Annotated in this window: 19 protein-coding genes, 1 rRNA gene and 1 pseudogene; 13 read left to right on the top strand and 8 right to left on the bottom strand. The window is 41.2% G+C overall.

The window, feature by feature from the left end; translation table 11 throughout:
- Positions 1–9: 9 nt before the first annotated feature.
- A 5S ribosomal RNA gene (rrf, locus tag HC723_RS13595) occupies positions 10–125 on the top strand.
- Positions 126–359: 234 nt separating this feature from the next.
- Here the strand turns inward: rrf and HC723_RS13590 are convergent.
- The 6 genes from HC723_RS13590 to HC723_RS13565 all read right to left on the bottom strand — a co-directional run bounded on the left by HC723_RS13590 (position 360) and on the right by HC723_RS13565 (position 8,636).
- A complete protein-coding gene (locus HC723_RS13590) occupies positions 360–3,116 on the bottom strand; it encodes a hypothetical protein (RefSeq protein ID WP_190339464.1) in 2,757 nt (918 codons plus the stop codon).
- A gap of 219 nt (positions 3,117–3,335) precedes the next feature.
- Positions 3,336–4,193 carry a glutathione-dependent disulfide-bond oxidoreductase gene (gene yghU / locus HC723_RS13585; RefSeq protein WP_153448302.1) on the bottom strand — a complete coding sequence of 286 codons (858 nt, stop codon included), beginning with the start codon at positions 4,191–4,193 and terminating at the stop codon, positions 3,336–3,338.
- A 314-nt stretch (positions 4,194–4,507) separates the two neighbouring features.
- The gene (locus tag HC723_RS13580; RefSeq protein ID WP_153448303.1) at positions 4,508–4,861 is read right to left on the bottom strand and encodes a RidA family protein; all 354 of its coding nucleotides are present in this window, start codon (positions 4,859–4,861) and stop codon (positions 4,508–4,510) included.
- A gap of 181 nt (positions 4,862–5,042) precedes the next feature.
- The gene (sstT, locus tag HC723_RS13575; protein WP_190339463.1) at positions 5,043–6,281 is read right to left on the bottom strand and encodes a serine/threonine transporter SstT; all 1,239 of its coding nucleotides are present in this window, start codon (positions 6,279–6,281) and stop codon (positions 5,043–5,045) included.
- Between the two features lie 427 nt (positions 6,282–6,708).
- Positions 6,709–7,398 carry a peptidoglycan DD-metalloendopeptidase family protein gene (locus HC723_RS13570; RefSeq protein ID WP_190339462.1) on the bottom strand — a complete coding sequence of 230 codons (690 nt, stop codon included), beginning with the start codon at positions 7,396–7,398 and terminating at the stop codon, positions 6,709–6,711.
- Entirely contained in the window at positions 7,398–8,636 is a 1,239-nt protein-coding gene (locus HC723_RS13565; RefSeq protein ID WP_153448306.1) for an MFS transporter, read from the bottom strand. Before HC723_RS13565 ends, HC723_RS13570 begins: the two co-directional genes overlap by 1 nt.
- 401 nt (positions 8,637–9,037) lie before the next feature.
- Here HC723_RS13565 and coxB point away from each other — a divergent pair, with 401 nt between their 5' ends.
- The 4 genes from coxB (at position 9,038) to HC723_RS13545 (ending at position 13,593) form a co-directional block, all read left to right on the top strand.
- Positions 9,038–10,198, top strand: a complete 1,161-nt coding sequence (gene coxB / locus HC723_RS13560) for a cytochrome c oxidase subunit II (protein ID WP_190339466.1) — start codon at positions 9,038–9,040, stop codon at positions 10,196–10,198.
- Complete coding sequence (gene ctaD, locus HC723_RS13555) at positions 10,195–11,784, top strand: cytochrome c oxidase subunit I (RefSeq protein WP_238925499.1); 1,590 nt, start codon at positions 10,195–10,197, stop codon at positions 11,782–11,784. The genes coxB and ctaD overlap by 4 nt, the downstream gene beginning before the upstream one ends.
- Before the next feature lie 9 nt (positions 11,785–11,793).
- Positions 11,794–12,459, top strand: a complete 666-nt coding sequence (locus HC723_RS13550; RefSeq protein WP_190339461.1) for a cytochrome c oxidase assembly protein — start codon at positions 11,794–11,796, stop codon at positions 12,457–12,459.
- Between the two features lie 159 nt (positions 12,460–12,618).
- Entirely contained in the window at positions 12,619–13,593 is a 975-nt protein-coding gene (locus HC723_RS13545; protein ID WP_153448308.1) for a cytochrome c oxidase subunit 3, read from the top strand.
- A gap of 56 nt (positions 13,594–13,649) precedes the next feature.
- Here the strand turns inward: HC723_RS13545 and HC723_RS13540 are convergent, their stop codons facing one another.
- Positions 13,650–13,892, bottom strand: a complete 243-nt coding sequence (locus HC723_RS13540; protein WP_153448309.1) for a DUF2909 domain-containing protein — start codon at positions 13,890–13,892, stop codon at positions 13,650–13,652.
- Between HC723_RS13540 and HC723_RS13535 the strand changes: the two genes are divergently transcribed.
- The 5 genes from HC723_RS13535 (at position 13,840) to HC723_RS13515 (ending at position 18,626) form a co-directional block, all read left to right on the top strand.
- On the top strand, positions 13,840–14,799 hold the full coding sequence (locus HC723_RS13535; protein WP_238925498.1) for an SURF1 family protein: 960 nt from the start codon (positions 13,840–13,842) through the stop codon (positions 14,797–14,799). The genes HC723_RS13540 and HC723_RS13535 overlap by 53 nt on opposite strands.
- Positions 14,796–15,458 (top strand): hypothetical protein, encoded by a 663-nt coding sequence (locus HC723_RS13530; RefSeq protein WP_238925497.1) that lies wholly within the window; start codon positions 14,796–14,798, stop codon positions 15,456–15,458. Before HC723_RS13535 ends, HC723_RS13530 begins: the two co-directional genes overlap by 4 nt.
- Before the next feature lie 11 nt (positions 15,459–15,469).
- A complete protein-coding gene (locus tag HC723_RS13525; RefSeq protein ID WP_190339459.1) occupies positions 15,470–16,720 on the top strand; it encodes a COX15/CtaA family protein in 1,251 nt (416 codons plus the stop codon).
- A gap of 62 nt (positions 16,721–16,782) precedes the next feature.
- Positions 16,783–17,889, top strand: coding sequence for a heme o synthase (cyoE, locus tag HC723_RS13520; RefSeq protein ID WP_190339458.1), 1,107 nt, complete (start codon positions 16,783–16,785; stop codon positions 17,887–17,889).
- A gap of 152 nt (positions 17,890–18,041) precedes the next feature.
- On the top strand, positions 18,042–18,626 hold the full coding sequence (locus tag HC723_RS13515; protein WP_190339457.1) for a hypothetical protein: 585 nt from the start codon (positions 18,042–18,044) through the stop codon (positions 18,624–18,626).
- Positions 18,627–18,664: 38 nt separating this feature from the next.
- On the opposite strand, the pseudogene HC723_RS13510 reads toward HC723_RS13515, so the two are convergent.
- Positions 18,665–18,814 (bottom strand): annotated as a pseudogene (locus tag HC723_RS13510) (IS3 family transposase); the annotation flags it as partial.
- 566 nt (positions 18,815–19,380) lie between these two features.
- Here HC723_RS13510 and HC723_RS13505 point away from each other — a divergent pair.
- The 3 genes from HC723_RS13505 (at position 19,381) to HC723_RS13495 (ending at position 21,767) form a co-directional block, all read left to right on the top strand.
- Positions 19,381–19,686, top strand: coding sequence for a helix-turn-helix domain-containing protein (locus HC723_RS13505; RefSeq protein ID WP_190339455.1), 306 nt, complete (start codon positions 19,381–19,383; stop codon positions 19,684–19,686).
- A complete protein-coding gene (locus HC723_RS13500; RefSeq protein ID WP_190339454.1) occupies positions 19,670–20,977 on the top strand; it encodes a HipA domain-containing protein in 1,308 nt (435 codons plus the stop codon). Before HC723_RS13505 ends, HC723_RS13500 begins: the two co-directional genes overlap by 17 nt.
- Positions 20,978–21,242: 265 nt before the next feature.
- The gene (locus tag HC723_RS13495; protein ID WP_190339453.1) at positions 21,243–21,767 is read left to right on the top strand and encodes a DUF6155 family protein; all 525 of its coding nucleotides are present in this window, start codon (positions 21,243–21,245) and stop codon (positions 21,765–21,767) included.
- Positions 21,768–21,988: the final 221 nt, after the last annotated feature.

The raw sequence follows: 21,988 nt of genomic DNA, 5'->3' as shown, positions 1-21,988 counted from the left end.
AGAATATTGCTTGGCGACCATAGCATTGTGGACCCACCTGATTCCATGCCGAACTCAGAAGTGAAACGCAATAGCGCCGATGGTAGTGTGGGGTTTCCCCATGTGAGAGTAGGACATCGCCAGGCTTGAATTTAGTTTTTAGATTTTTATAAATCTAAAAATAAAAAAAGCCCACTAGAAATAGTGGGCTTTTTTACGTCTGTATCATGCCATTAAATACCAATTCCATTTAATATTTGATCAATTTGAGTATGCCGAAAAGCTACTGTTTGTTCTTGGTTACTTGAGAGTGACCTCGATGACCCCTCTCAAGCTTTTTTCCTACGCAATATCTCTACATCTCATTATTTTTAGCTGTTTTACAACGGTAAAGATAGCCCTGCTTGAAAACTATCTTGATCGGTTAATGGGTTATTATCACTGCGAATATATTGAGTGTAGAAACCGATTGGTAACACATTCATGATCAAAGTATCAATATGTAGCCCTATGATACCTTGATTTATCGATATATCGCCGAGTGCATTTACCTGGCCTAAGTCATAACGACGATACGACATTTCAACCATTTCTCGGCGCAAAGAAATAGGCCCTTTGAACGAATAAGCAGAAAGGTTAATTACTTTCGACAATTTTAATTGAGCAGAGCTAGCGGTTTCGGCAAAAGCGTCATCTTTGAGCGATGGCATAATAAAGGTGCTTGGGTCATTATTAATAAAATCAGTACCTTCGCTTAATTCAACCCCTCGGCGTTCACTCCTACCTACTTGATTGGTATCACTGTTTGAATATTTACCTGAGAGATTAATGTAAAACTCAGCGGGTAAATCTGTGCCGAGTGATAGCGATACACCACTAATATTATCGTTTCGGTCCTGAACACCATAAACTGATAATGCCGCTTCTTTGTTTAACAACCAACTATTACCATAATGTTCGGTACGAGATATATCGAATTGTACTGATAATGGTTCGCGCTCGTCTAACTTGTAATCTTGATAATAATTACCCGATACTTCAGCATCCCAAAAACCAGTTTGAAGGAAAGGCAAACGTAATTGCGCGGCGACACCTCCGTCTCGAGTTTGATTTTTCTGTTGGTTCGGATCTGAGTAATTGTCATTTAATACGTAGTAACCACGGACACCAACCATCAAAAAATATTGGTTATTACTAAAGCCTGCGCCGATTAAATCACTGTAGTCGCTATCATTCATCGCCCAAAGTCGATAAGTACTGCGATGCAGCGGATCGGTAAATTCAAAGGTTGCGTTATAGCGCCACTTTATTTCATCTTCATCTTGATCATCGGTTTCTACCACAGCGAAAGCATTTAATGAACCGCGACTATAACGAATATTGTTAAAAAAACCGTAGTCGCTATCAGTATTGAGTGGCACGGGTTTTAGTTGCGCCAGCTTTTGTTGTTGCTGCTCGGCAAGGCCATCTTCACCATCCCATAATAATGTCACTTGGTAAGGCGCTTGATGTTTAGCTTCTAATGGCTCAATCGTATAGTAATAATCATCGGCTGAGATCGCGGTTGCTACCACTTGCTTGTCATTGATAAGTCTCGCATCAATGATGTTATCTGAGCTAAGAACACGTTCAATTTTGCCATTTTTAGTTCTAAAAAGTGAGCTGCCGGTTTCAGTATTGGCAATAAAGTAGACCTGACCTTGGCTATCGACATCTTTCACCATCGCATAGAAAGCAGGCAAGGTGAGTATGGCTTCTTTATTGCGATATAAAGTGCGACTATTGCCTTTTTGGATGAAGTAATAAAGGTCGTCATTCTTAACCAATACTGAGGAATTCACCGCTTGATAAAACTCATCACCAACATAAAGTTGAGGTTGAACAAAAGACTCGGTGGTTTTGAAGTACACGTCACGACCATCACTCATAAAGCCTTGGTGGACTCGACCTTCACTGCCACTTTTGATTAGAGCATCATCATCAAATAACCCTTGCGTAGTGCGCCAAACCGAAGTTCTTCGACCTGAAACGGTATAATCTTCATCGTTTATGTTGTACACCTTGCCCATGTCTAAGCTGCTATTTTCTTCACTCACATCCCCAGTAGTTAAATCATAGCGGACTAATTTAGGTGCGCTCACAGCATCAGGGTTGGTTAAGAAAATAATCTGACCTTGTTGCGTATTGAGTTCACCATAATATTTAGAGCGAGCGATCACTTTACCTTGCGCTAATTGCATGTTTTTCGCTTGTTGGGTTTCTTCTTCTGCCCAAGCGGCAAATGTGGTATCAAAAGTTTCTCCCACGGTTTGTTTGGTTGGATTATTGATTTGGAAAGGCCATAACCAGTGTTGGGAGTGGTTTTTAAAGAACTTATTGGCGGTGTCTAAACCGTAAGTTTCTGCTAGGTAATATTGATATTGCGAACCAAAGATATAGGCACTTTCACCAAACGGAAAGAAGAGAGTGTCGTTATAAAGGCGTTTTGGTGTTAAATAACCTGCTTTGGCGTGAACATGTGTCATTGCTCGATAAAGGCCACTGTAGAGTCGTCCGCCTTGCCCATGCCACGATTCATTCAATACCGCATTCCCTTCAAGCATAAAGCGTGCAGAGGTTGAGTTAGGCAATACGGCGGGAATAATGCCAACAGGGCCAATGTTCCCGGTACGTAGGACGCTAAATATCGATTGTGAGATCAGATTATCTTTGGCATTCATTTGGTAGTCGTGCGCAGTTTCATGGAATAATAATGTGTCTAACCATGAACTGGAAGTGAAGTAATCCGGTAGTTGCGCCCCGCCCATATAGTTGATTTGTCGGTTGAGGGGGTATTGGCTTGAAAAACCATTGGCAATTTGGTTATAAGACGACATCAGCCCAACATTGAGGCGACTATCCATTTTAAAGCCAAAAGTATCTTCATATGCAGGTTGTAGAATTTGCTCTACTGCAGCGGCATGTTCGGCGTGAGGTTTGTTCTCTTCGGTATAGATAATGCGAGTATTACGAATATCTTGGGTGTAGTAATCTTGATCTTGTGCCACCCCTGAATCATTGGAACGAACTAATGGGACTGCGTGTGCCAAATTGGGTAAGACTGCGGTTAATGCCAGCGCCAGGGGTAATCGCTTCATTTGTTATTCTCTTATTGGATGATAAGTCATAAATAAGGTTACTTTAATTATTAGCTTTGTGTATGTATTAGTGCGAACTCATTTGTGAGGTGTTTGATGATATCACATTTAGCTCAATTTAAAACAATGTTCAATTGATGCGTAAACATAAAAAACACGAGTTAGATTGTGGCTAACTCGTGGTGTATTTAATAGAACAGTCTTACTTAAGCTTGTGTTTTAAGGCTTTTGGCTCAAGGCATCATCAATATCTTGTGCGCTATGACGCTCAGCTACTGCTTCCCACGCTTCACCCATTGGCTTATTGACGATACGTCCACGCTGAACGGCAGGGCGATCTAAAATAGCCTTAGCCCAACGTTGTAGGTTTTTGTAGCTGCCAACATCTAAGAACTCAGCGGCGTTGTAAGCATTGCCAAGTGCAAGATTACCGTACCAAGGCCAAATGGCGATATCTGCAATGGTGTATTCTTCACCAGCGATAAAGGTATTGTTTGCCAATTGCTTATCTAATACATCTAACTGACGTTTGGCTTCCATTGAAAAGCGGTTAATCGGGTATTCAAATTTCTCTGGCGCATAGGCGTAAAAATGGCCAAAACCACCGCCTAAATACGGAGCCGATCCTTGTAACCAGAACAACCAGTTCATCACTTTGACGCGATCTTCTAATGCTGTTGGCAGGAAGTGACCAAACTTGTCAGCTAAATACAACAAGATAGAGCCGGACTCAAATACGTTAATTGGCGTAGGACCTGAACGATCGACTAAGGCTGGGATCTTTGAATTAGGATTGACCTCGACAAAGCCAGATGAGAATTGATCGCTATCGCCAATTTTAATTAAATAGGCATCGTATTCAGCCCCTGAAATGCCTTTCGCCAGCAACTCTTCGAGCATAATCGTCACTTTTTGTCCATTAGGTGTTCCCATTGAATGCAATTGAATGGGATGTTTACCTACCGGTAATTCTCGCTCAAAACGAGCACCAGAATCTGGACGGTTAATGCTGCCCCAAGTGCCACCATTCTCTTCTTCCATGGTCCAAACTTTAGCTGGAGTATAATCGTTATTCATCTGCTTTCCTTATAGTGAAACGAACGGTATTGAAACCGATCACAATGATTAGATAGCCCGATAGTGACGACACTGCTTTGATAGGTGTCGGGTATTTGTCTTATCGCTTACTAACAATATAACGAACAGACCGCTCAATTTCATTTTTTTGTTCATTCGACCCCAAACGAATAGCCATTAAAGTAATGAGATCACCAGATAGTGGCTACGATTGCTATCATCACAGTTAACAATCTAATTGCTGTAATAGGTATAAAAAAGCCCCGTGTGATCATCTATCACACGGGACTTAATGCTTTAATTGCTTAAATCAATTATTCAGCGATAGCAGCCACAACTGAAATTTCGACTAATAGCTCAGGGCTTGCCATTGATGCTTGAACACAAGCGCGAGCTGGAGCGTGACCTTCTGGAACCCAGTTGTCCCATACGTTATTCATTTCAGCGAACATAGACATATCTTTAATGTAGATTGTTGCGCTTAAAATATGCTGACGGCTGCTGCCTACTTCAGCCAATAAGGCATCCACTTTAGCGAGCATGGTTTCAGTTTGGTCAGTAATGCCTTTGGTGCGATCTTCGGCAACTTGGCCACAAAGATAAACCGTGTTGTTGTGCTTAACGATACGGCTCATACGGGCTTTAGTGTGGTGGCGTTCAATAGTCATGCGGTCTCCAAAAATAATAAAAATCACGGGTGGCGTGATGATGGCGGCAGTATACCTAAATTTGAGCTTGTGATTCATTAATTTTAATCAAAAAAAACGACCAACTTAATGAGTAAGTTGGTCGCTTGTCTATTTACTTTTATTGGATGTATTAATTATGTACATCAATTCATCACTGTAATTATACTTCAGCCGATTGTACGCTTGCTTCGCCATCTTTTGAGCGACAAACCGCAGCGGTAAAGACCACATCGGTTGAGCTATTCAGCGCCGTTTCAGCTGAATCTTGGATAACACCAATAATAAAGCCGACACCAACGACTTGCATCGCCACATCGTTTGAAATGCCAAATAAGCTACAAGCCAGTGGGATAAGCAGCAATGAACCGCCGGCAACACCTGAAGCGCCACAAGCTGATACCGCCGCAACCACACTAAGCAGTACTGCGGTGAAGATATCCACTTGAATGCCCAGAGTGTTAACGGCTGCAAGTGTCAATACGGTAATGGTGATCGCCGCGCCCGCCATATTAATGGTCGCACCGAGTGGAATCGATACCGAATAAGTATCTTCATTGAGTTTTAGTTTCTCACACAATGCCATGTTCACTGGAATATTGGCGGCACTTGAACGAGTAAAGAACGCCGTTACACCACTTTCGCGTAAGCAACGAAATACTAATGGGTATGGGTTTTGTTTGGTTTTTACGAACACAATTATTGGGTTTAACACTAGGGCAATAAAGAGCATTGACCCTAATAAAACCGCTAATAAATGTACGTAGCCCGCAAGTGCAGCAAAGCCTGTAGTAGCAAACGTGGATGCGACTAGACCGAAGATACCAATTGGCGCAAGGCGAATAATAAAGCGAACCATAATAGTGACGCCGTGGCTCACATCCGTAAGCATAGTTTTAGTTGCTTCACTGGTGTGGCGCAGGGTAATACCAAAACCAATCCCCCAAGCTAGAATACCAATGTAGTTGGCTTCAACTAAGGCATTAATTGGGTTATCGACCACTTTAAATAGCAAAGTATGCAGAACTTCTGCAATACCTTGTGGTGGGGTAGTGCCGGTTGCGCCTGCCACTAAGGTTAAATGGGTTGGGAACATAAAGCTAAAGGTCACTGCGGTCAGTGATGCCAATAATGTGCCTAAAAGATAAAGAACAATAACGGGGCGCATATTACTGTTAGCATTTTGTTTTTGGTTGGCAATCGACGCTGCGACTAAAATGAAAACCAAAATAGGGGCGACGGCTTTTAATGCGCCAACAAATAATCCCCCGATCATCGAAACACTTTTTGCAGCTTCCGGTGACACCAGTGCCAGTACGATACCAGCAGCAATGCCGAGTAATATTTGTAGTACTAAATTGCCATTAGCAAGTTTAGATATAATTGTTGTGTCGTTTTGCATAATTCAACCTGTTTATCGTTTTAAAATGACGAATAAAGTCCAGTTCATTCGATCCTGTTAACAGTCTTGTTATTAGGAACTCACCATCATAACGGCTCTAGTGAATCTGTCTATACATCAGAAGGTTTAAAATAGAAACATGCGGAAAGAACTATCATCTGCAAGTTAATATATTGTTACTTAAATGTTGGTTGGTTTTATATCACGAAGTTGAAAGGCAATTAAAGAGCTTTATTGAGCTTTATTGAGCTTTTGTGCGCTAGGTTTATAGGTTTAAATTCATCCTTTTTCAAGATTTATGAGCGAGTGATTTTATCTTATTGATATCTAAAACGATAAAGTGAACTCTATACTATGCACCTTCAATGGAAAGTTTTGACTGATCAGAGTTGTTTAACGAGGAGGTGCTAGAGGGTTTCGCTCATTTTTATTTTAAATCGGTTCTCTTTAATATCAGATTCGGGTTGGGACAATTATTCAGGTAATAATCAGCTTGAGTGGGATCAATTACACCCGGATAATCGTCGGTATGATTACCCATATCTTGGATGATTTGCAGATGTAGATGTGAGGCCCAACCGCCATTTTCATTGCTCGCACCTATACGGGCAAACTGCTCACCTTGTTGGATGCTTTTACCAATAAATAAATCAGCTAAAGAATCTCTAGATAAATGACCGTAAAGGGTATGGAAAACCAAGCCATCAAGTTGGTGACATAAAATAATAGTGGGACCGTAATCACCCTGTGTTTGATGATCGGCAAATCCAAAAATCTTGCCATCAAGCGGTGCAAATACCGGCGTGTGCGTAGGAACCCCTAAATCGATGCCAATATGCATAGTACGAGCTTGGCTATCTGAAAAATTATCTGTGTCTTGATAAATCGTGCGTTCTTCTGCGTAGCGTCCGATCTCAACTTTGGCTTGAATAACTTGTGCTTGGCGCTTTATTTCATCGGCAAAGCTATGCCCTGCAGTGACTTTTCCCCAAATATCACTGGTGGCTGAGAGATCGACAATTAAACCAATCCCAAATTGAAATTCCTTTGGCAAAACTGGATGACAAGTCGTTTGTGCTAATTGCTGGGCTAACGAAGCAGAAGTCAAACTCGTCATTATTGAGCCTCATGATTAGATTGAGAGGGGAGAGGTTTTGGCACTAATAAAATTGCAATAAGGTAACCTAGCACCGCAATTGCGGTTGGCAGAATTAACTCGATATTAACCAAGCGAGCGGTGATATAACCGGTTAATGTCCAAGCTAAACCGACCATCGCACTGGATAACGCCATTGCCCAACCTTGGTCTGAGTGACTGGCCCTATCCGATAATGAAGTAATGTATAACGGAAAGGATAATGCCACCATGATCGCGGTGAAAATCATCGCAATTACATGGGTGGTTGGGGTTGGTGTGATCGCCAGTAATAACATACCCACTGCGGCAAAAAATAATACTGTGCGTAAAGCTGTGGTGAGCTTAAGGTAAGTCAAAATTAGGCGGGGAAGCAGTAATAATGATGCCATCATCACAATGCCAATTCCCATCATATAGAATTGATAAAAATCACTTTCGACCGAAATATTCCATTTTTGTGGCAGTAGAAAAGAAATATTTTGGAAATATAAACTCCAGCTAAATTGACAAATAAACACGATGGCTAAACAAGGTAGCAGTCCAGTTTTGCTGCGTGCGAGAGGCGCTGCAAGTGACCATGGATTTTCTTCGCTTAAAGCCGTTTGTGTTGGCAGTTTGATGAGATTCAATAATAACAAACAGACTAAAGCGATGACTAAGCAGGCATAAAATGGAGCTTGAGCGCCATACAGTGCGGATAATTTGCTGCCCAGTGCCGGTCCAAAAGACATCGCGGCGGTCATTACCACTGCCACTAAACTCATTAAGGTGGCTTTATTTTTGCCTTGGCTGTTATCCGACAAAATAGCTTGAGCGATCGGTTGGCTAGCCGAGCCTAAACTGTTGATCATATTACCGGCAAATAACAATACGACCGAGCCTACCACAATGGCATATATGGGCATGGCAAAGCCAATAGCACCAACCATGAGGCATAATGCCATTACGATCTTTCGATTAAATCGATCGGCAAAGCGAGCGATAAAAGGGGTAAATAACATCGAAATAAAGGGTGCCAACGACATCACAGTACCAAATAAATTACGACGTTGTTCAAGTGGCATGGCTTGCGCTATTTGCAAAGAATGATCAGTGAGAAACAAGCTAACATAAGCTGGAATCGTAATAAAAAATCCGGCAGAACCAAGAAAAATTATGCCATAAAGAACAAATAAAGTGGTAATAGGCAGAGGGGTAGCAGGCTTTGATTGGTACATCGTGTCTCCAAACTCAACACATCCATGAATTCCGACCATTTTAATCAGGTATTCACTATTATCAAGTATTCAAGATATTTTACTGAACGTTTTTATTGTTCACATTGTTATTGCTGTTTTCTTGAACAATTCGCATTCTCTAGCTAGCTTTAATTAACATGTCAGAAGATGTGTACTCAAATTAGATATTTATAGAGCTCTTTGCTCACCTTGCCGTATCAGTGTGTTCACAACGCTCTATACCTGTATTACTTGAAACGGTAATTGGGTCTGGTTGGTTTAGAACAACGGACGTATTTTGTTGATATTTCACAGGCAGGTGAGGAGGGGTCTTGGATAGATCATTGAGTCGAACCTACGCGGTACTAAGTCGAAATATTTTATTCGCATGGAATGTGGGTATGTATTGGGCTTTGGCATTGGTGTTAATTGTCCCCTCTACAGCAATCGCGCAAGAGACGCGCCTTAATCTTACCCGTGGTGTGACTGAGATCAGTGGCAAGGTTTATCATCTGCACATGTTGATTTTTTATGTCTGTGTGGCGATTGCCATTGTGGTATTTGGCATTATGTTTTACTCGATTCTCCGTCATCGAAAATCTCGTGGCGCAGTGGCTGCGAACTTTCACGAAAGCACTAAAGTCGAAATTATTTGGACTATTATCCCCGTTATTATTCTTATCCTGATGGCGATCCCTGCCACTAAAACTTTAATCGATATGGAAGATACCTCGCAAAGCGATCTCACTATTACCGTGACGGGATCCCAATGGAAATGGCACTACAGCTACTTTAATCAAGGGGTCGAGTTTTATAGCTTTATGAATACCTCACAACAACAAATCGAAGGCACAGAAGAAAAAGGTCAACATTACTTATTAGAAGTTGATCGACCTTTGGTGCTACCCATTAATCGAAAAGTGCGCTTTTTAATGACTTCTGATGATGTGATCCATTCTTGGTGGGTACCCGATTTTGCAGTGAAAAAAGATGCCGTGCCTGGGTTTATTAATGAGGCGTGGACCAAAATAGATAAGCCCGGCATTTATCGCGGCCAATGTGCCGAGTTATGCGGACGCAATCATGGCTTTATGCCGATTGTGGTTAAAGCAGTGCCAGAAAAAGATTTCGATATTTGGCTTAGTGAGCAACAACAAATAGTCGCACAGCAAAAAATAGAGCAAGAGAAAGCACTAGATAAAACCTTACCACTAGAAGAATTAATGACCAAAGGCGAAAAAATATATAACGAACGATGCAGCGTTTGTCATCAAGTGACAGGGTTAGGTATGGGAACGGTTTTCCCTGCATTAAAGGGCAGTAAAGTGGCGCTTGGACCGGTTGAGTATCATATCGATGTGGTATTGCATGGTGTATCTGGCACGGCAATGCAAGCTTTTGCTAACCAATTATCACAAGAAGAAATTGCCGCAGTTGTGACTTATGAAAGAAATGCTTGGGGTAATGATACTGGCGATGCGGTGCAAGCATCCGATATCAAAAAAGCGTTAACGCCAGAAAATGAATCAAGTGATGCCAGCCAATCCGTGGAGGTAAAATGATGAATACACCAATGGATAATCTTGATCATAACGAGAATGCCCACGGTCCGCAAAAAGGCATCAAGCGTTGGATTTATTCCACCAATCATAAAGATATCGGCACCTTATATTTATGGTTTAGCTTGATCATGTTTTTCACTGGTGGGGCGATGGCAATGGTGATCCGCGCCGAGCTCTTTCAACCTGGATTACAATTAGTTGAGCCTAATTTCTTTAATCAAATGACCACAGTGCATGGTTTAATCATGGTATTTGGCGCCGTGATGCCAGCTTTTACTGGTTTAGCTAATTGGATGATCCCATTAATGATTGGTGCGCCGGATATGGCGTTGCCGCGCATGAATAATCTCAGTTTTTGGATTTTGCCTTTTGCGTTCCTGATTTTACTCTCCTCATTGTTGACTGATGGTGGTGGCCCTAATTTTGGTTGGACTTTCTACGCGCCGCTTTCTACCACTTATGCTCCAGATAGTACCGCGCTATTTGTATTTTCTATTCATATCATGGGTATCAGCTCGATCATGGGGGCGATCAATGTGATCGTGACTATTGTGAATATGCGCGCACCAGGGATGAGTTGGATGAAGATGCCAATGTTTGTGTGGACATGGCTTATTACAGCCTTTTTATTAATTGCGGTAATGCCAGTATTAGCGGGTGCGGTCACCATGATATTGACCGACAAGTACTTTGGCACCAGTTTTTTCGATGCGGCTGGGGGCGGCGATCCTGTGATGTTCCAGCATATTTTTTGGTTTTTCGGTCATCCTGAAGTGTACATTATGATTTTACCGTCATTCGGTATTATTTCGGCGATTATCCCGACTTTTAGTGGCAAGCGGTTGTTTGGTTATCATTCGATGGTGTACGCCACTTGCGCGATTGCAGGCTTGTCTTTCTTAGTGTGGGCCCATCACATGTTTACTACTGGCATGCCGGTTTTTGCCGAAATATTCTTTATGTATTGCACCATGCTGATATCGGTGCCGACTGGGGTTAAAGTATTTAACTGGGTGGCAACCATGTGGCGTGGATCGCTCACTTTTGAAACCCCGATGTTATTTGCGATTGCGTTTATTGTGTTATTTACCATTGGTGGATTTTCCGGTTTGATGCTTGCTATTGTGCCGGCTGATTTTCAATATCACGATACCTATTTTGTGGTGGCGCACTTTCATTATGTGTTGGTAACAGGGGCGGTATTTTCAATTATGGCGGCGGCCTATTATTGGTTGCCCAAATGGACTGGCAATATGTACAACCAAACTTTGAGTTTATGGCATTTTTGGTTGTCGTTGGTGTCGGTTAATGTGTTGTTCTTCCCGATGCACTTTCTAGGATTGGCTGGCATGCCAAGACGGATTCCTGATTATGCGATCCAATTTGCCGACGTTAACCAAATAGTCTCGATTGGCGGTTTTGCTTTTGGATTATCACAACTTTTATTCTTAGTGGTGGTGGTGAAATGTATTCGAGGAGGAGAGGCTGCGCCCGCCAAACCTTGGGAGCGAGCTGAAGGACTAGAATGGACAGTACCAAGTCCAGCGCCGCACCATACATTCTCAACACCACCGAAAGTGGATTAAGGTGTTGCTATGGCGAACAACGATCTTAAGCATGGCAAACAAGGTCTGAATCAGAAGCGGTTAATTAGCTATTTGTTGCTGGGCGTGATCGGCATGTTCGCGTTTGGTTTTGCCTTAGTGCCGCTGTACGACATTATGTGCGACAAACTGGGCATTAATGGCAAAACCAATACTGTGGCCGCTTCATCACAAGGGCTCACAATCGATACGTCACGCAAAGTGTTAGTGCAATTTATTTCTAATGTTAGTCCTAGTATTCCATGGACATTTCGCCCTAATCAAACCGAAATATTTGTTCATCCAGGGCAGGTGATAAAAACCACCTACCATGCGGTCAATAATGGCAATAAAGCCATGATAGGTCAGGCGGTTCCTTCTATATCGCCGGGATTAGCGGCGACTCATTTTAATAAGATTGAGTGTTTTTGTTTTAATCATCAACCTTTAGGTGCCCATGCGGTCGCTGAGTTACCCGTCATTTTTTATGTTGATCATCAACTGCCACAATCAATAAACACGCTGACATTGTCCTATACTTTATATGACATTACCGACAAGCAAAAAGTCACCACTGAAATAACGAAAAAACCAGTAGTAGAGGATGTTATTGACATTGTGGTTAGCAAAGGTGATCGAGAAGTGGTGAGAAATGTATTCAATGTCGCTCAGAATTAAATGATGACCACATTGTGAAAACATCAAGCTTATAGGCTTGAGAAAGGATAAAGGATGGTCCTAAGTCGTTCATGTTTATGAAGGATTCATCGAAAACCATGCTGTTATTTATTCAATTTATTGAGGCAGCATAGATGGTTGGAGAAGGAGAGCCAGAGAATGAATAAACACATTGAAAGTGTTGCTAGCCCAGTATCGCCAAAGCAAGCGTTACAAATACAGCAAAAACAAGCACGACAAGATGAATTTACTCGTAGTGCCACTAAACAACCGCAAGTGTATTATGTGCCGCCGGAGAGTAATTGGCCGATCGTCGGTGCGTTAGCCTTGTTTATGATCGCGGTTGGGGCGGGGTTGTATATTCAAGATAAAGCTTTTACCAGTGATTTGGGGGGCTTGGTATTACTGGCGGGTATTGGCACCTTAATTGTGATGCTGGTGGGTTGGTTTAGTAACGTGGTGCAAGAATCTGTTTCAGGTTTATATTCCAATCAACTGAGTCGTTCTTTTAGACAAGGAATGAGCTGGTTTATCTTCTCTGAAGTGATGTTTTTTGGCGCCTTTTTTGGGGCGTTATTTTATGCCCGTATGATTTCCGTTCCTTGGCTAGGGGGCGCATCTAATAATGGCATGACTCATGAAGTGTTGTGGCCCGCATTTGAAGCAATTTGGCCTTTGATCACCACGCCTGCTGGTGGTGTGACCGAAGCGATGCCATGGCAAGGCTTGGCATTAATGAACACTATTATTCTGCTTACCTCTTCTATTACTCTGCACTTTGCGCACCTTAATTTAGAAAAAAATCATCGAACTGCGTTGATCGTGTGGTTAGAAATCACCATCGTGTTGGCATTAGCATTCTTATTTTATCAAGGGCAAGAATACATTCACGCCTATCAAGAAATGGAATTAACGCTCCAGTCTGGTGTATATGGCAATACCTTCTTCTTGTTAACCGGATTCCATGGGGTGCATGTCACGCTAGGAACACTTTTTCTTATTGTGCTGCTGGTGCGAATTTCCTTTGATCATTTTTCCCCTAAAGATCATTTCGCATTTCAGGCTGGCAGTTGGTATTGGCACTTTGTTGATGTGGTTTGGTTGTGCTTGTTTGTGTTTGTTTATGTGTTGTAGGCGATGAATACCGGTGGAGAGACGAGAACAAAAAAATAAAAAAGAACACCAATGAGTCAATAAGGTCTCGGATTCGGGGTAATGATGCCAGAAGCCATGAGGAAAATAAGGAATAACATCACGCAAACAGCGAAGAGTAATCGACGGCCAATAAAATGAGTCATAGAAGGCGGATTTATAGGTGAATTTTCATTGTCAGACGATTCTCTTACCATCACATATAAGGCGCGGGCGAGATTATAAAAAATGAAAAGGATCAAAACGACCAATAGAAACTTTATTAATAATATTGCCGTCATTGAGGCTCCTTGTCGCAGCGTGAAAAATGAATCATCGGGTCGAGCCAAAAAGCTATTTTTACTCCTGTTAACTGTGGCTCTATTTGTATTAATGGTCAAATTGGGATTTTGGCAATTGGCAAGAGGGGATCAAAAAGTGCAGATAGAACAAGCATTATTAGCCAAGCAAAATGCCGTGCCTATCAGCTTATCTCAATGGTTACAGCGTACTTCACCTCGATTTGGTCAACAGGGACAAATTGATCAGCAGGCGCAAAAGGTTTGGCAGCACAATGGTGTTAAAATCGCCGTAACCGTGACTCATTTATCATTAAACAGTGGCGCTAAGCAAACCCCGCAGACTAAGATCATTTTGCTCGATAACCAAACATGGCAAGGAAAAGTCGGCTACCTGGCTTTTCAAGTGGTCAAAATTCAAGATCCATTAACAAGTACTGATCCTACAAATGAGCGTATTACTGAATTCGCATTATTGGAATTAGGCTTTGTCGTGAGTGGTTCTGATCGGCGCATATTGCCAGTGGTGACGATGCTCGAGACTTCACAACATATTGTTGGTCGCCTGTACCGCAAGCAAGTAAATCCGATGAGTGAATCATTAATGGCGGAATCTGGTTGGCCGATGCGGATCCAAAATCTATCAATACCCGCTCTAGCAACCAAATTGAATTTGCCGTTATTCGATCATGTTATCCAACCTCTTTCTGTTTTAGCGCTAGAAAAACCGTTACCGCATCCGTGGAAACCCATTCCGATGACTTCAACTCGTCATTTTGGTTATGCGATTCAATGGTTTTGTATGGCGCTAGTGTTAGCGCTGTTGTCATTGTGGTTTGGTTATCAAATATGGCAGTCAAACCGAAAAACCATTATGTCGCAAACGACGAAAATTAAGGAGCCAAAATGATGCCCTCAAGTGTTCCGTCTCAACTCAATAGGCCTAAAGCTTCGGCTGTGAAAAACCGCAAAATACTGTGGTGGATGTTGCTGATTTTTTCTTTGCCAATTGTGGCGGCTAAGCTGATTTTGTTTTTTCATTGGTATCATTCTGGCGTGACTAACTATGGCGTATGGATATCCCCTAAAATGAGTTATCAATCAGTTAATATGGTAAACCCTGCGGCTAAATTATGGCAAATAGGGTATATCATGCCGCAAAAGTGTTTGGCTGTATGCCAGCAACAATTAGCACTTTTGCACCAATCCCATGTGGCACTGGGTAAAGATCAGCCTCGGGTGGCAACGGTAATATTGGTTAAACCGGATAGTGATAAGTCGGCTTTATCTGCTTGGGATTATCAACAAGTCGCGGTCAGTGAAACTTGGCTGAAAAACGAAAGTGCTCAATTTTCTCAACAAGATTTTGTGGTGATTGATCCATTAGGGGATTGGGTGATGCGTTATCCCGTGCCTTTAAATGCCCATCCCAAACCATCGCAGAATATTATCGATTCCGGTCAGCAATTGATGATGGATACACCGACCATTTCGCCCGCACTGAGCGCATCTGTTAAAGGCTTACTGGGCGATTTACGCAAACTGCTAAAGTTATCTCGAGTGGGATGAAAGGAGTTGATATGCGAGCAACTATCGAGCATAAAATTGGGTTATGGCGCGCACTTACTTGGTTAGTTAGGCTCAGTTTCTTGCTGACTTTAATCGTGATTGTGCTAGGTGCTTATACTCGAATTTCAGATGCTGGATTAGGTTGCCCTGATTGGCCGGGGTGTTTTGGGCAGTTAAGCGTGCCCAATGAGCATCATGAAATTGAGGCCGCCAATACGCGATATCCTGATTTAATGGTCGAACCGCATAAAGCGTGGCTGGAAATGATCCACCGCTATGTTGCCGCCACACTTGGCCTTATGATCGCTGCGATTTTATTTTTTAGTATCAGATTAGCTCGATTAAAATTCATCAAGCTTAGTATTGCTTTACCTATTGGCTTATCTATTTTAGTGATTGCTCAAGCAGCATTAGGTATGTGGACGGTCACACTCAAGTTAATGCCGATTATTGTGATGCTGCATTTACTCGGAGGCTTTAGTATTGCGTGTTTGTTATTGTGGCTTCATTTACGTCTGCAACATATTAAGCACTATATAATGAAGCTACTGGCGACTGTACCACTACAGACCGACTCTAGTGCCATATCAACGCTTAGTTCTCGCTCCCATATTAGGGGCTCATTACAGCAAAGAGATAAAGCTTCTCCGCCCGAAAATCCACCTACGCAAGGCTTGAAACGATTGGGGATACTCGGGTTAATCATACTGATCATGCAAATTATGTTGGGTGGATGGACCTCGTCAAATTACGCCGCCTTAATGTGTACTTCTCTGCCTATTTGTGAAGGAAACTGGTGGCAACAATTACAATTCACTTCGGCATTTTCAGTTTTGCAAACCGCCCATCATAACGCTAACGGCAGCTATGAATTTGGGGTTTTAGATTATGCCTCTCGTATGACGATTCATGTTTCTCATCGCTTTGGCGCATTGTTAACTGCTGGGGTGCTTATCAGTTTGGCGCTGCAATTGATTCGCTGGCATGCTTTTTCTACATCTACATCTACATCTACATCTACATCATCCCGATCTTTGCATCATTTTCGTCGTTTGGGCTGGTGGCTAATGGGTTTAGTGGTGATTCAAATTGGATTGGGAATCGCGAATGTGCTTCTGCATCTTCCTGTTATTTTGGCGGTCGCGCATAATTTTGTGGCGGCTCTGCTATTGTTAATGATGGTGAAAATACATTTTGCTTTGCGATATAGCGAGCGTACACCTCAAAGCTTATGTGCTAAGCAGGATGTTGATAAGGGGTGATTAACGATAGATCACTGTTCGTCTAAAGCATCAAATAATACGGTTATTCGGTAGGAGTCAATATGGCGAAATCTAATATAGTCCAGTTTCCAGAGTCGCAAAAAAAGACTGGGTCGTTACGATATCGAACTCGTTATCAATCGGTGTCGTCATCTTCAGGATCGACGCCTTCACCAAAACAAGACTTCACGTCATCATTAGAGTCTAAGGTATCCCCGACTTCAGCAGACACTAATACGGCCAATAATACTCAATCCCATAATCTCAAACACAACCAGTTCAATGGGGTATTGGCGACGATTCAAACTCAAGCAAAATTGTATTACTCCCTTACTAAGCCAAAGGTGGTCATGCTTATGCTACTCACCGCATTGGTGGGTATGTGCTTATCGGTGGAGGGTAAACTCGCATTGCAGCCGCTAGTGATGGGGCTATGGGGCATAGGTTTAATGGCAGGAGCCGCTGCGGCATTTAATCACCTGATTGACCGTAAAATTGACGCTATTATGGCACGAACACAAAAAAGGCCACTACCTTCTGGGCAATTGAAGAGTTGGAAAGTGAGTGTGTTTGCCACCAGCATTGGGTTACTTGGCTTTGTCAGTTTGTATTTTTGTGTCAATGGACTTACCGCTTGGCTTACCTTTGCCAGTTTGGTGGGTTACGCCTTGATCTATACTTTATATTTAAAGCGCGCCACACCGCAAAATATTGTGATTGCAGGTATTGCTGGTGCGATGCCGCCGTTGCTGGGTTGGACGGCAATGACAGGTGAAATGCATGCTCATGCTTGGTTGCTCGTGATGATTATTTTTATTTGGACACCACCGCATTTTTGGGCATTAGCGATCCATAGAAAAGATGAATACGCCAAAGCAGATATTCCTATGTTGCCTGTCACTCATGGGGTGGCGTTCACTAAAACCACGGTATTGCTCTATACCATTTTATTAGCAATTGTGTGTTTTCTACCGGTTTTAGTCGGTATGAGTGGGTTGATTTATGCACTGGCTTCTACCGTATTGTCTGGCGGATTTATTTATAAAGCTGTGCAACTTAAATACGTTTCCACCTCCAGAAGTGCAATGGAGACCTTTAAATTTTCGATCTATCATTTGATGGGTTTGTTTGTGGCTTTGTTAGTCGATCATTATATTTTTATCGCTTGAAATTTTTCTGATTTCATCCGATAAAGTTTCAGTCAGTATTCAGATTAATGTGAATCAAGCTCTGTGCCTTTTCAAGCATATAAGGTAAAGCGCTCATCCATACGCACCTTTAATAACTAGAGTGTATTCTCTTGATTCAGGAAGAAAAATAAATGAAAAACTTTGCCTCAGGTATGAATAATTTTTTTGTTGGCTTATTTAGTGGTTTATTATTGCCGATTGTGATCATCATGGTATTGCTGTTTATGACGGTTGATAAAGTCACCAGCTTTGCTCAAGATGAAGGGATTGCTCCTCTATATCAACGTGGGACGAAAACATTAGATAAAGTGGACTCATTAATCACCACCTTAGACAATAAGGTCGATCAAGCGGATCTAAAAGACATTAAATTATTAGCACCACTAAAAGATGCCAACTTATTTCCTGAGTTAAAGCAATTGGCGAGCTCAGTTTCCCATATTCGTGAAGCGGCGGCAGGTAAAGATAAGCAACAAGTGATCGATGGCTTAAAAGGCCAATTGAAAGCCTCTTTCGCTAAGAAATTCCCAGATGCTCAAGCGCAAAAATTAGCCGATAATTTTGCCGGTATTGCAGAAGTGATGGCGAGTAAGAAAGAAAAAATAGCAGATAAAAAAGACCAACTACAAGACCAAGCCCAAGATATAAAAGAAGAAGTGGCAGATAAAAAGAGCAAGTCACTCAGCAATAGAATTAAGAATAATATGGACAGTTAAATTGTTTGGTGAGCATTGATAGAAACCGCCTATTCTGGTCAAGCCCAATAGGACACCTGACTTTGTAATTTTTCATAGTCGATTGGCGTTAAATCACCAAGCGTAGTATGCAACCTTTCATGGTTGTAATACCGGATATATTCTTCAACATCTTCTTTCATTGCATCACGCGTTAAATAAACTATATGGGATCAGTTATACCTAACACATGTTGTCCAAAAGTGGGTTAACTGAATCACTGTTAACATGTACGTTGGGATATTAAAACGGACTGGCAACGTTTATGTGTTACAGGGTCATTGAATGTTGACCGCTTAAAATTATTGATATGGCTGGATTAATGTTGTCAATATTGAATTAAGTCAGTAAATATCTGATTAGCCTCGTAGACTTCTACAAGCGAACCCATAAGCTCGTTGTACTACTTTCTTGAGATATGCTATGAATCCAAGGCATAGTGGCTTCAATCTGCTTTGAGAGCTCTTGCATCACTTTTACGTTCATAACACTCATCGTCTACTACTTCTTAATCTTCATCCTTCGATCTGGATTTTATCAGTGTGATCATTAAGTCTACTTTTGTGGACTTTATCTTTATTTCTTTTCAATTTGGCATAAAGGTCTATCTTTATAGACTTTATTGTAATTCTTAGCTAATGTGGTCAATAAGGTCAGGTTTATGGACTTTATCCCTATTCAATCTGACGACAATGTCTATTGGGTAACGAGAGAGGGCTTATTCTAGGAGTAATTGATGGCCAAATTAGTAAAAGTATTAGAAACCCCCAATCTTGATCAACCGTTCAGTACTGAACTGCTGGGGCTGGCGATTAAGGCGAAAAGAACTCAAAGTCGGATAACCCAATCGGATGCTGCTGAGCTTTGCGGCATAGCAAAACAAACATACATCAAGATTGAACAAGGAAAAGGAGATATCCGTATGTCCTCTATTATGGATGTTATACAAGGTCTTGGCATCAAACTTAACATTACACCGTGGTTAAGCTCGTCTAAAAATATGAAGAATTCAAGGAGTAATGACAATGACAACTGGGTCTGATCGATACATTCTTGATGTTGTGTATGATAGTGCAGTGATCGGTAAACTTACATTAGATAAAGACTCTGATAATTTAGAATTAACTTATACTGATGAATGGCGACAGAATGGCTTTCCCTTATCGCCTCATCTTCCGCTTGATACTGTTATACCCTCTGCTGTGATCCGAAAATACTTACAAAACCTGTTACCAGAAAATCAAGGGCTTGATTACTTAATCGAGTTTCTTGCAGTATCAAAACTCAATATCTTTGCTCTAATTGGCGGTATCGGCGTTGATGCGTCAGGTGCTGTGATGTTTGTGCACCAATTTACGTCAAATCAAATAGAAACAACGTTTCGGCCAATTGAAGACAAGGAATTGATCATGCGGCTTTCCAACCCAACATTGTGGGCGATGGAAATATGGGATGAAAGGCCGAGACTATCAGTTGCTGGCGTACAGTCGAAAATTAATGTCCTAAAAATGAATGGTCAGCTTGGATTGGGTGAAGGTGATTTATGCTCAACACACATCATTAAATTTGAAAGAAATGATCAGAAACATCTCGTTATTAATGAGTTCGTAACAATGCGTCTTGCTAGGCTTGTTGGGCTGGAGACGGCCAATGTAGAGTTGCAATATTTTGATAAATATCCTGCCCTTTTAGTTGAACGCTTTGATCGTAAATTAACGAATGATTCAGTGAAACGACGTCATGTGATTGATGGATGCCAAGTCTGTAACATGGGTGTGGAAAGAAAGTACGAACGGAACCTTGGTAAGCAACGCGACGTTAAGCATATTCGTGATGGTGTTAGCCTTATAAAGTTATTTCAAATTAGCGAACAATGTGAAAATCCCATTGCCGCGAAACTGATCTTACTTGATTGGGTGTTATTTAATACTTGTGTTTACAATTGTGATTCACATGGTAAAAACGTCAGTTTTTTTGTGAGTAAAGATGGCCTGAAACCAACCCCATTTTATGATTTAGTCAATGTTCGAATGTATCCAGAATTTGAACAAGATCTTGCTATGGCATTAGGGTCTGAATTTGATTCTGATTCAATTAATGCTTATCAGCTAGTCGATTTTGCCGATGATTGTTATATAAGTAAAAAAATACTTCAACGTCGTTTACGGAAAATAGCGAGTGCAATACTCGACAACATTGATATTGCGATCAGTATGATAGGGGATACATCGGAATCACAACGTGCTTATATGAATAGATATCGTGAAGTCATTGTATCAAGATGTGATCATCTTTTAGAGCAATTAGATGAAATTCCAAATATAGAACTTTGATTAGAAAAAATACCTTTACTATGCCCTTAGTGAATAATAGTGATGACTAGAGAAGCATAACGATACTGTTAATGTCGATAATCGTTATGGCATCAAAATTCAGTCTGCATGTGTTATTGAATTTCTACTTGTTGGTTACCCACAGAATCTGTGGATAATATTTAACCAGACAAGCACCGCAGTTATCATTCATTATCACATCAAAATCCTAATGTGGTATTTTATTGAATAATGGTTAATTGATGTCTTATTGTGAGTATGAGAAATGTCATTACAAAAGTTACGTGTGATATTAAGGCAAAAATCTGAAAAAGAATTGATTGATGAAATAGCCGATTTATATAAAAAATTTGATGCAGTAAAACGGTATTATAAAGCATCGTTACTCAATGATGATGAGGATGTTTTTAATTTCAGTGTGACGAAGATAGAAAAAGCAATGCAGCCAAGATTTACAGCTGATACGTATTTACCAACGTATAAAATAGCGGAAGCTAAAAAAGTAATTTCTGAGTACAAGAAGGTTTCGAGTAATGATCATGGGATAGCAAAACTCATGCTTTTCTATGTGGCAGTGTGTATTCATATCGTTAATGAACATGATTATATCGAGAAGGTTTGGTCGAGCGGGATAAGTACATTCGAGGCTGTAATAAAATTCATTAAACAAATGGGTTTAGACGTCGAGATGCATGAGGAAATAGAAAGGGTGATTCAGTTGCCCAATGAACATAATGAAATGAATTACGCACTGGCTCATATTTACGAAATAATGAGTATTAAAGAGTAAGGTCATCGTTGAGGCTTTAGTTTGTTATGGTTTGATTGTTAACCTTATCCATAAATAATACCGTTGTTATAACGTATTTATCATTTGATTGATGAATATTCTGGTCTAATCGATCTGGACACCTTGATTGTGGATAATACGATAATCAATCGAGGTGAATATGAATACAAAACGTCAATATCGAACTTATACGAAAGAATTTAAAGAAGAGGCAATCGGCC

Source organism: Vibrio sp. S11_S32, from assembly GCF_014694465.1.
GTDB classification, from domain to species: Bacteria; Pseudomonadota; Gammaproteobacteria; order Enterobacterales; family Vibrionaceae; genus Vibrio; species Vibrio algicola.
The sequence above is the reverse complement of the archived record's forward strand: the minus strand, read 5'-3'. Positions and strand labels throughout refer to the sequence as shown.

Bases quoted from the DNA above. Each gene is read 5' to 3' on its own strand.
- HC723_RS13590 (WP_190339464.1), bottom strand. From the start codon at position 3,116: ATGAAGCGATTACCCCTGGCGCTGGCATTAACCGCAGTCTTACCCAAT.
- yghU (WP_153448302.1), bottom strand. From the start codon at position 4,193: ATGAATAACGATTATACTCCAGCTAAAGTTTGGACCATGGAAGAAGAG.
- HC723_RS13580 (WP_153448303.1), bottom strand. From the start codon at position 4,861: ATGACTATTGAACGCCACCACACTAAAGCCCGTATGAGCCGTATCGTT.
- sstT (WP_190339463.1), bottom strand. From the start codon at position 6,281: ATGCAAAACGACACAACAATTATATCTAAACTTGCTAATGGCAATTTA.
- HC723_RS13570 (WP_190339462.1), bottom strand. From the start codon at position 7,398: ATGACGAGTTTGACTTCTGCTTCGTTAGCCCAGCAATTAGCACAAACG.
- HC723_RS13565 (WP_153448306.1), bottom strand. From the start codon at position 8,636: ATGTACCAATCAAAGCCTGCTACCCCTCTGCCTATTACCACTTTATTT.
- coxB (WP_190339466.1), top strand. From the start codon at position 9,038: ATGTATTGGGCTTTGGCATTGGTGTTAATTGTCCCCTCTACAGCAATC.
- ctaD (WP_238925499.1), top strand. From the start codon at position 10,195: ATGATGAATACACCAATGGATAATCTTGATCATAACGAGAATGCCCAC.
- HC723_RS13550 (WP_190339461.1), top strand. From the start codon at position 11,794: ATGGCGAACAACGATCTTAAGCATGGCAAACAAGGTCTGAATCAGAAG.
- HC723_RS13545 (WP_153448308.1), top strand. From the start codon at position 12,619: ATGAATAAACACATTGAAAGTGTTGCTAGCCCAGTATCGCCAAAGCAA.
- HC723_RS13535 (WP_238925498.1), top strand. From the start codon at position 13,840: ATGAAAAGGATCAAAACGACCAATAGAAACTTTATTAATAATATTGCC.
- HC723_RS13540 (WP_153448309.1), bottom strand. From the start codon at position 13,892: ATGACGGCAATATTATTAATAAAGTTTCTATTGGTCGTTTTGATCCTT.
- HC723_RS13530 (WP_238925497.1), top strand. From the start codon at position 14,796: ATGATGCCCTCAAGTGTTCCGTCTCAACTCAATAGGCCTAAAGCTTCG.
- HC723_RS13525 (WP_190339459.1), top strand. From the start codon at position 15,470: ATGCGAGCAACTATCGAGCATAAAATTGGGTTATGGCGCGCACTTACT.
- cyoE (WP_190339458.1), top strand. From the start codon at position 16,783: ATGGCGAAATCTAATATAGTCCAGTTTCCAGAGTCGCAAAAAAAGACT.
- HC723_RS13515 (WP_190339457.1), top strand. From the start codon at position 18,042: ATGAAAAACTTTGCCTCAGGTATGAATAATTTTTTTGTTGGCTTATTT.
- HC723_RS13505 (WP_190339455.1), top strand. From the start codon at position 19,381: ATGGCCAAATTAGTAAAAGTATTAGAAACCCCCAATCTTGATCAACCG.
- HC723_RS13500 (WP_190339454.1), top strand. From the start codon at position 19,670: ATGACAACTGGGTCTGATCGATACATTCTTGATGTTGTGTATGATAGT.
- HC723_RS13495 (WP_190339453.1), top strand. From the start codon at position 21,243: ATGTCATTACAAAAGTTACGTGTGATATTAAGGCAAAAATCTGAAAAA.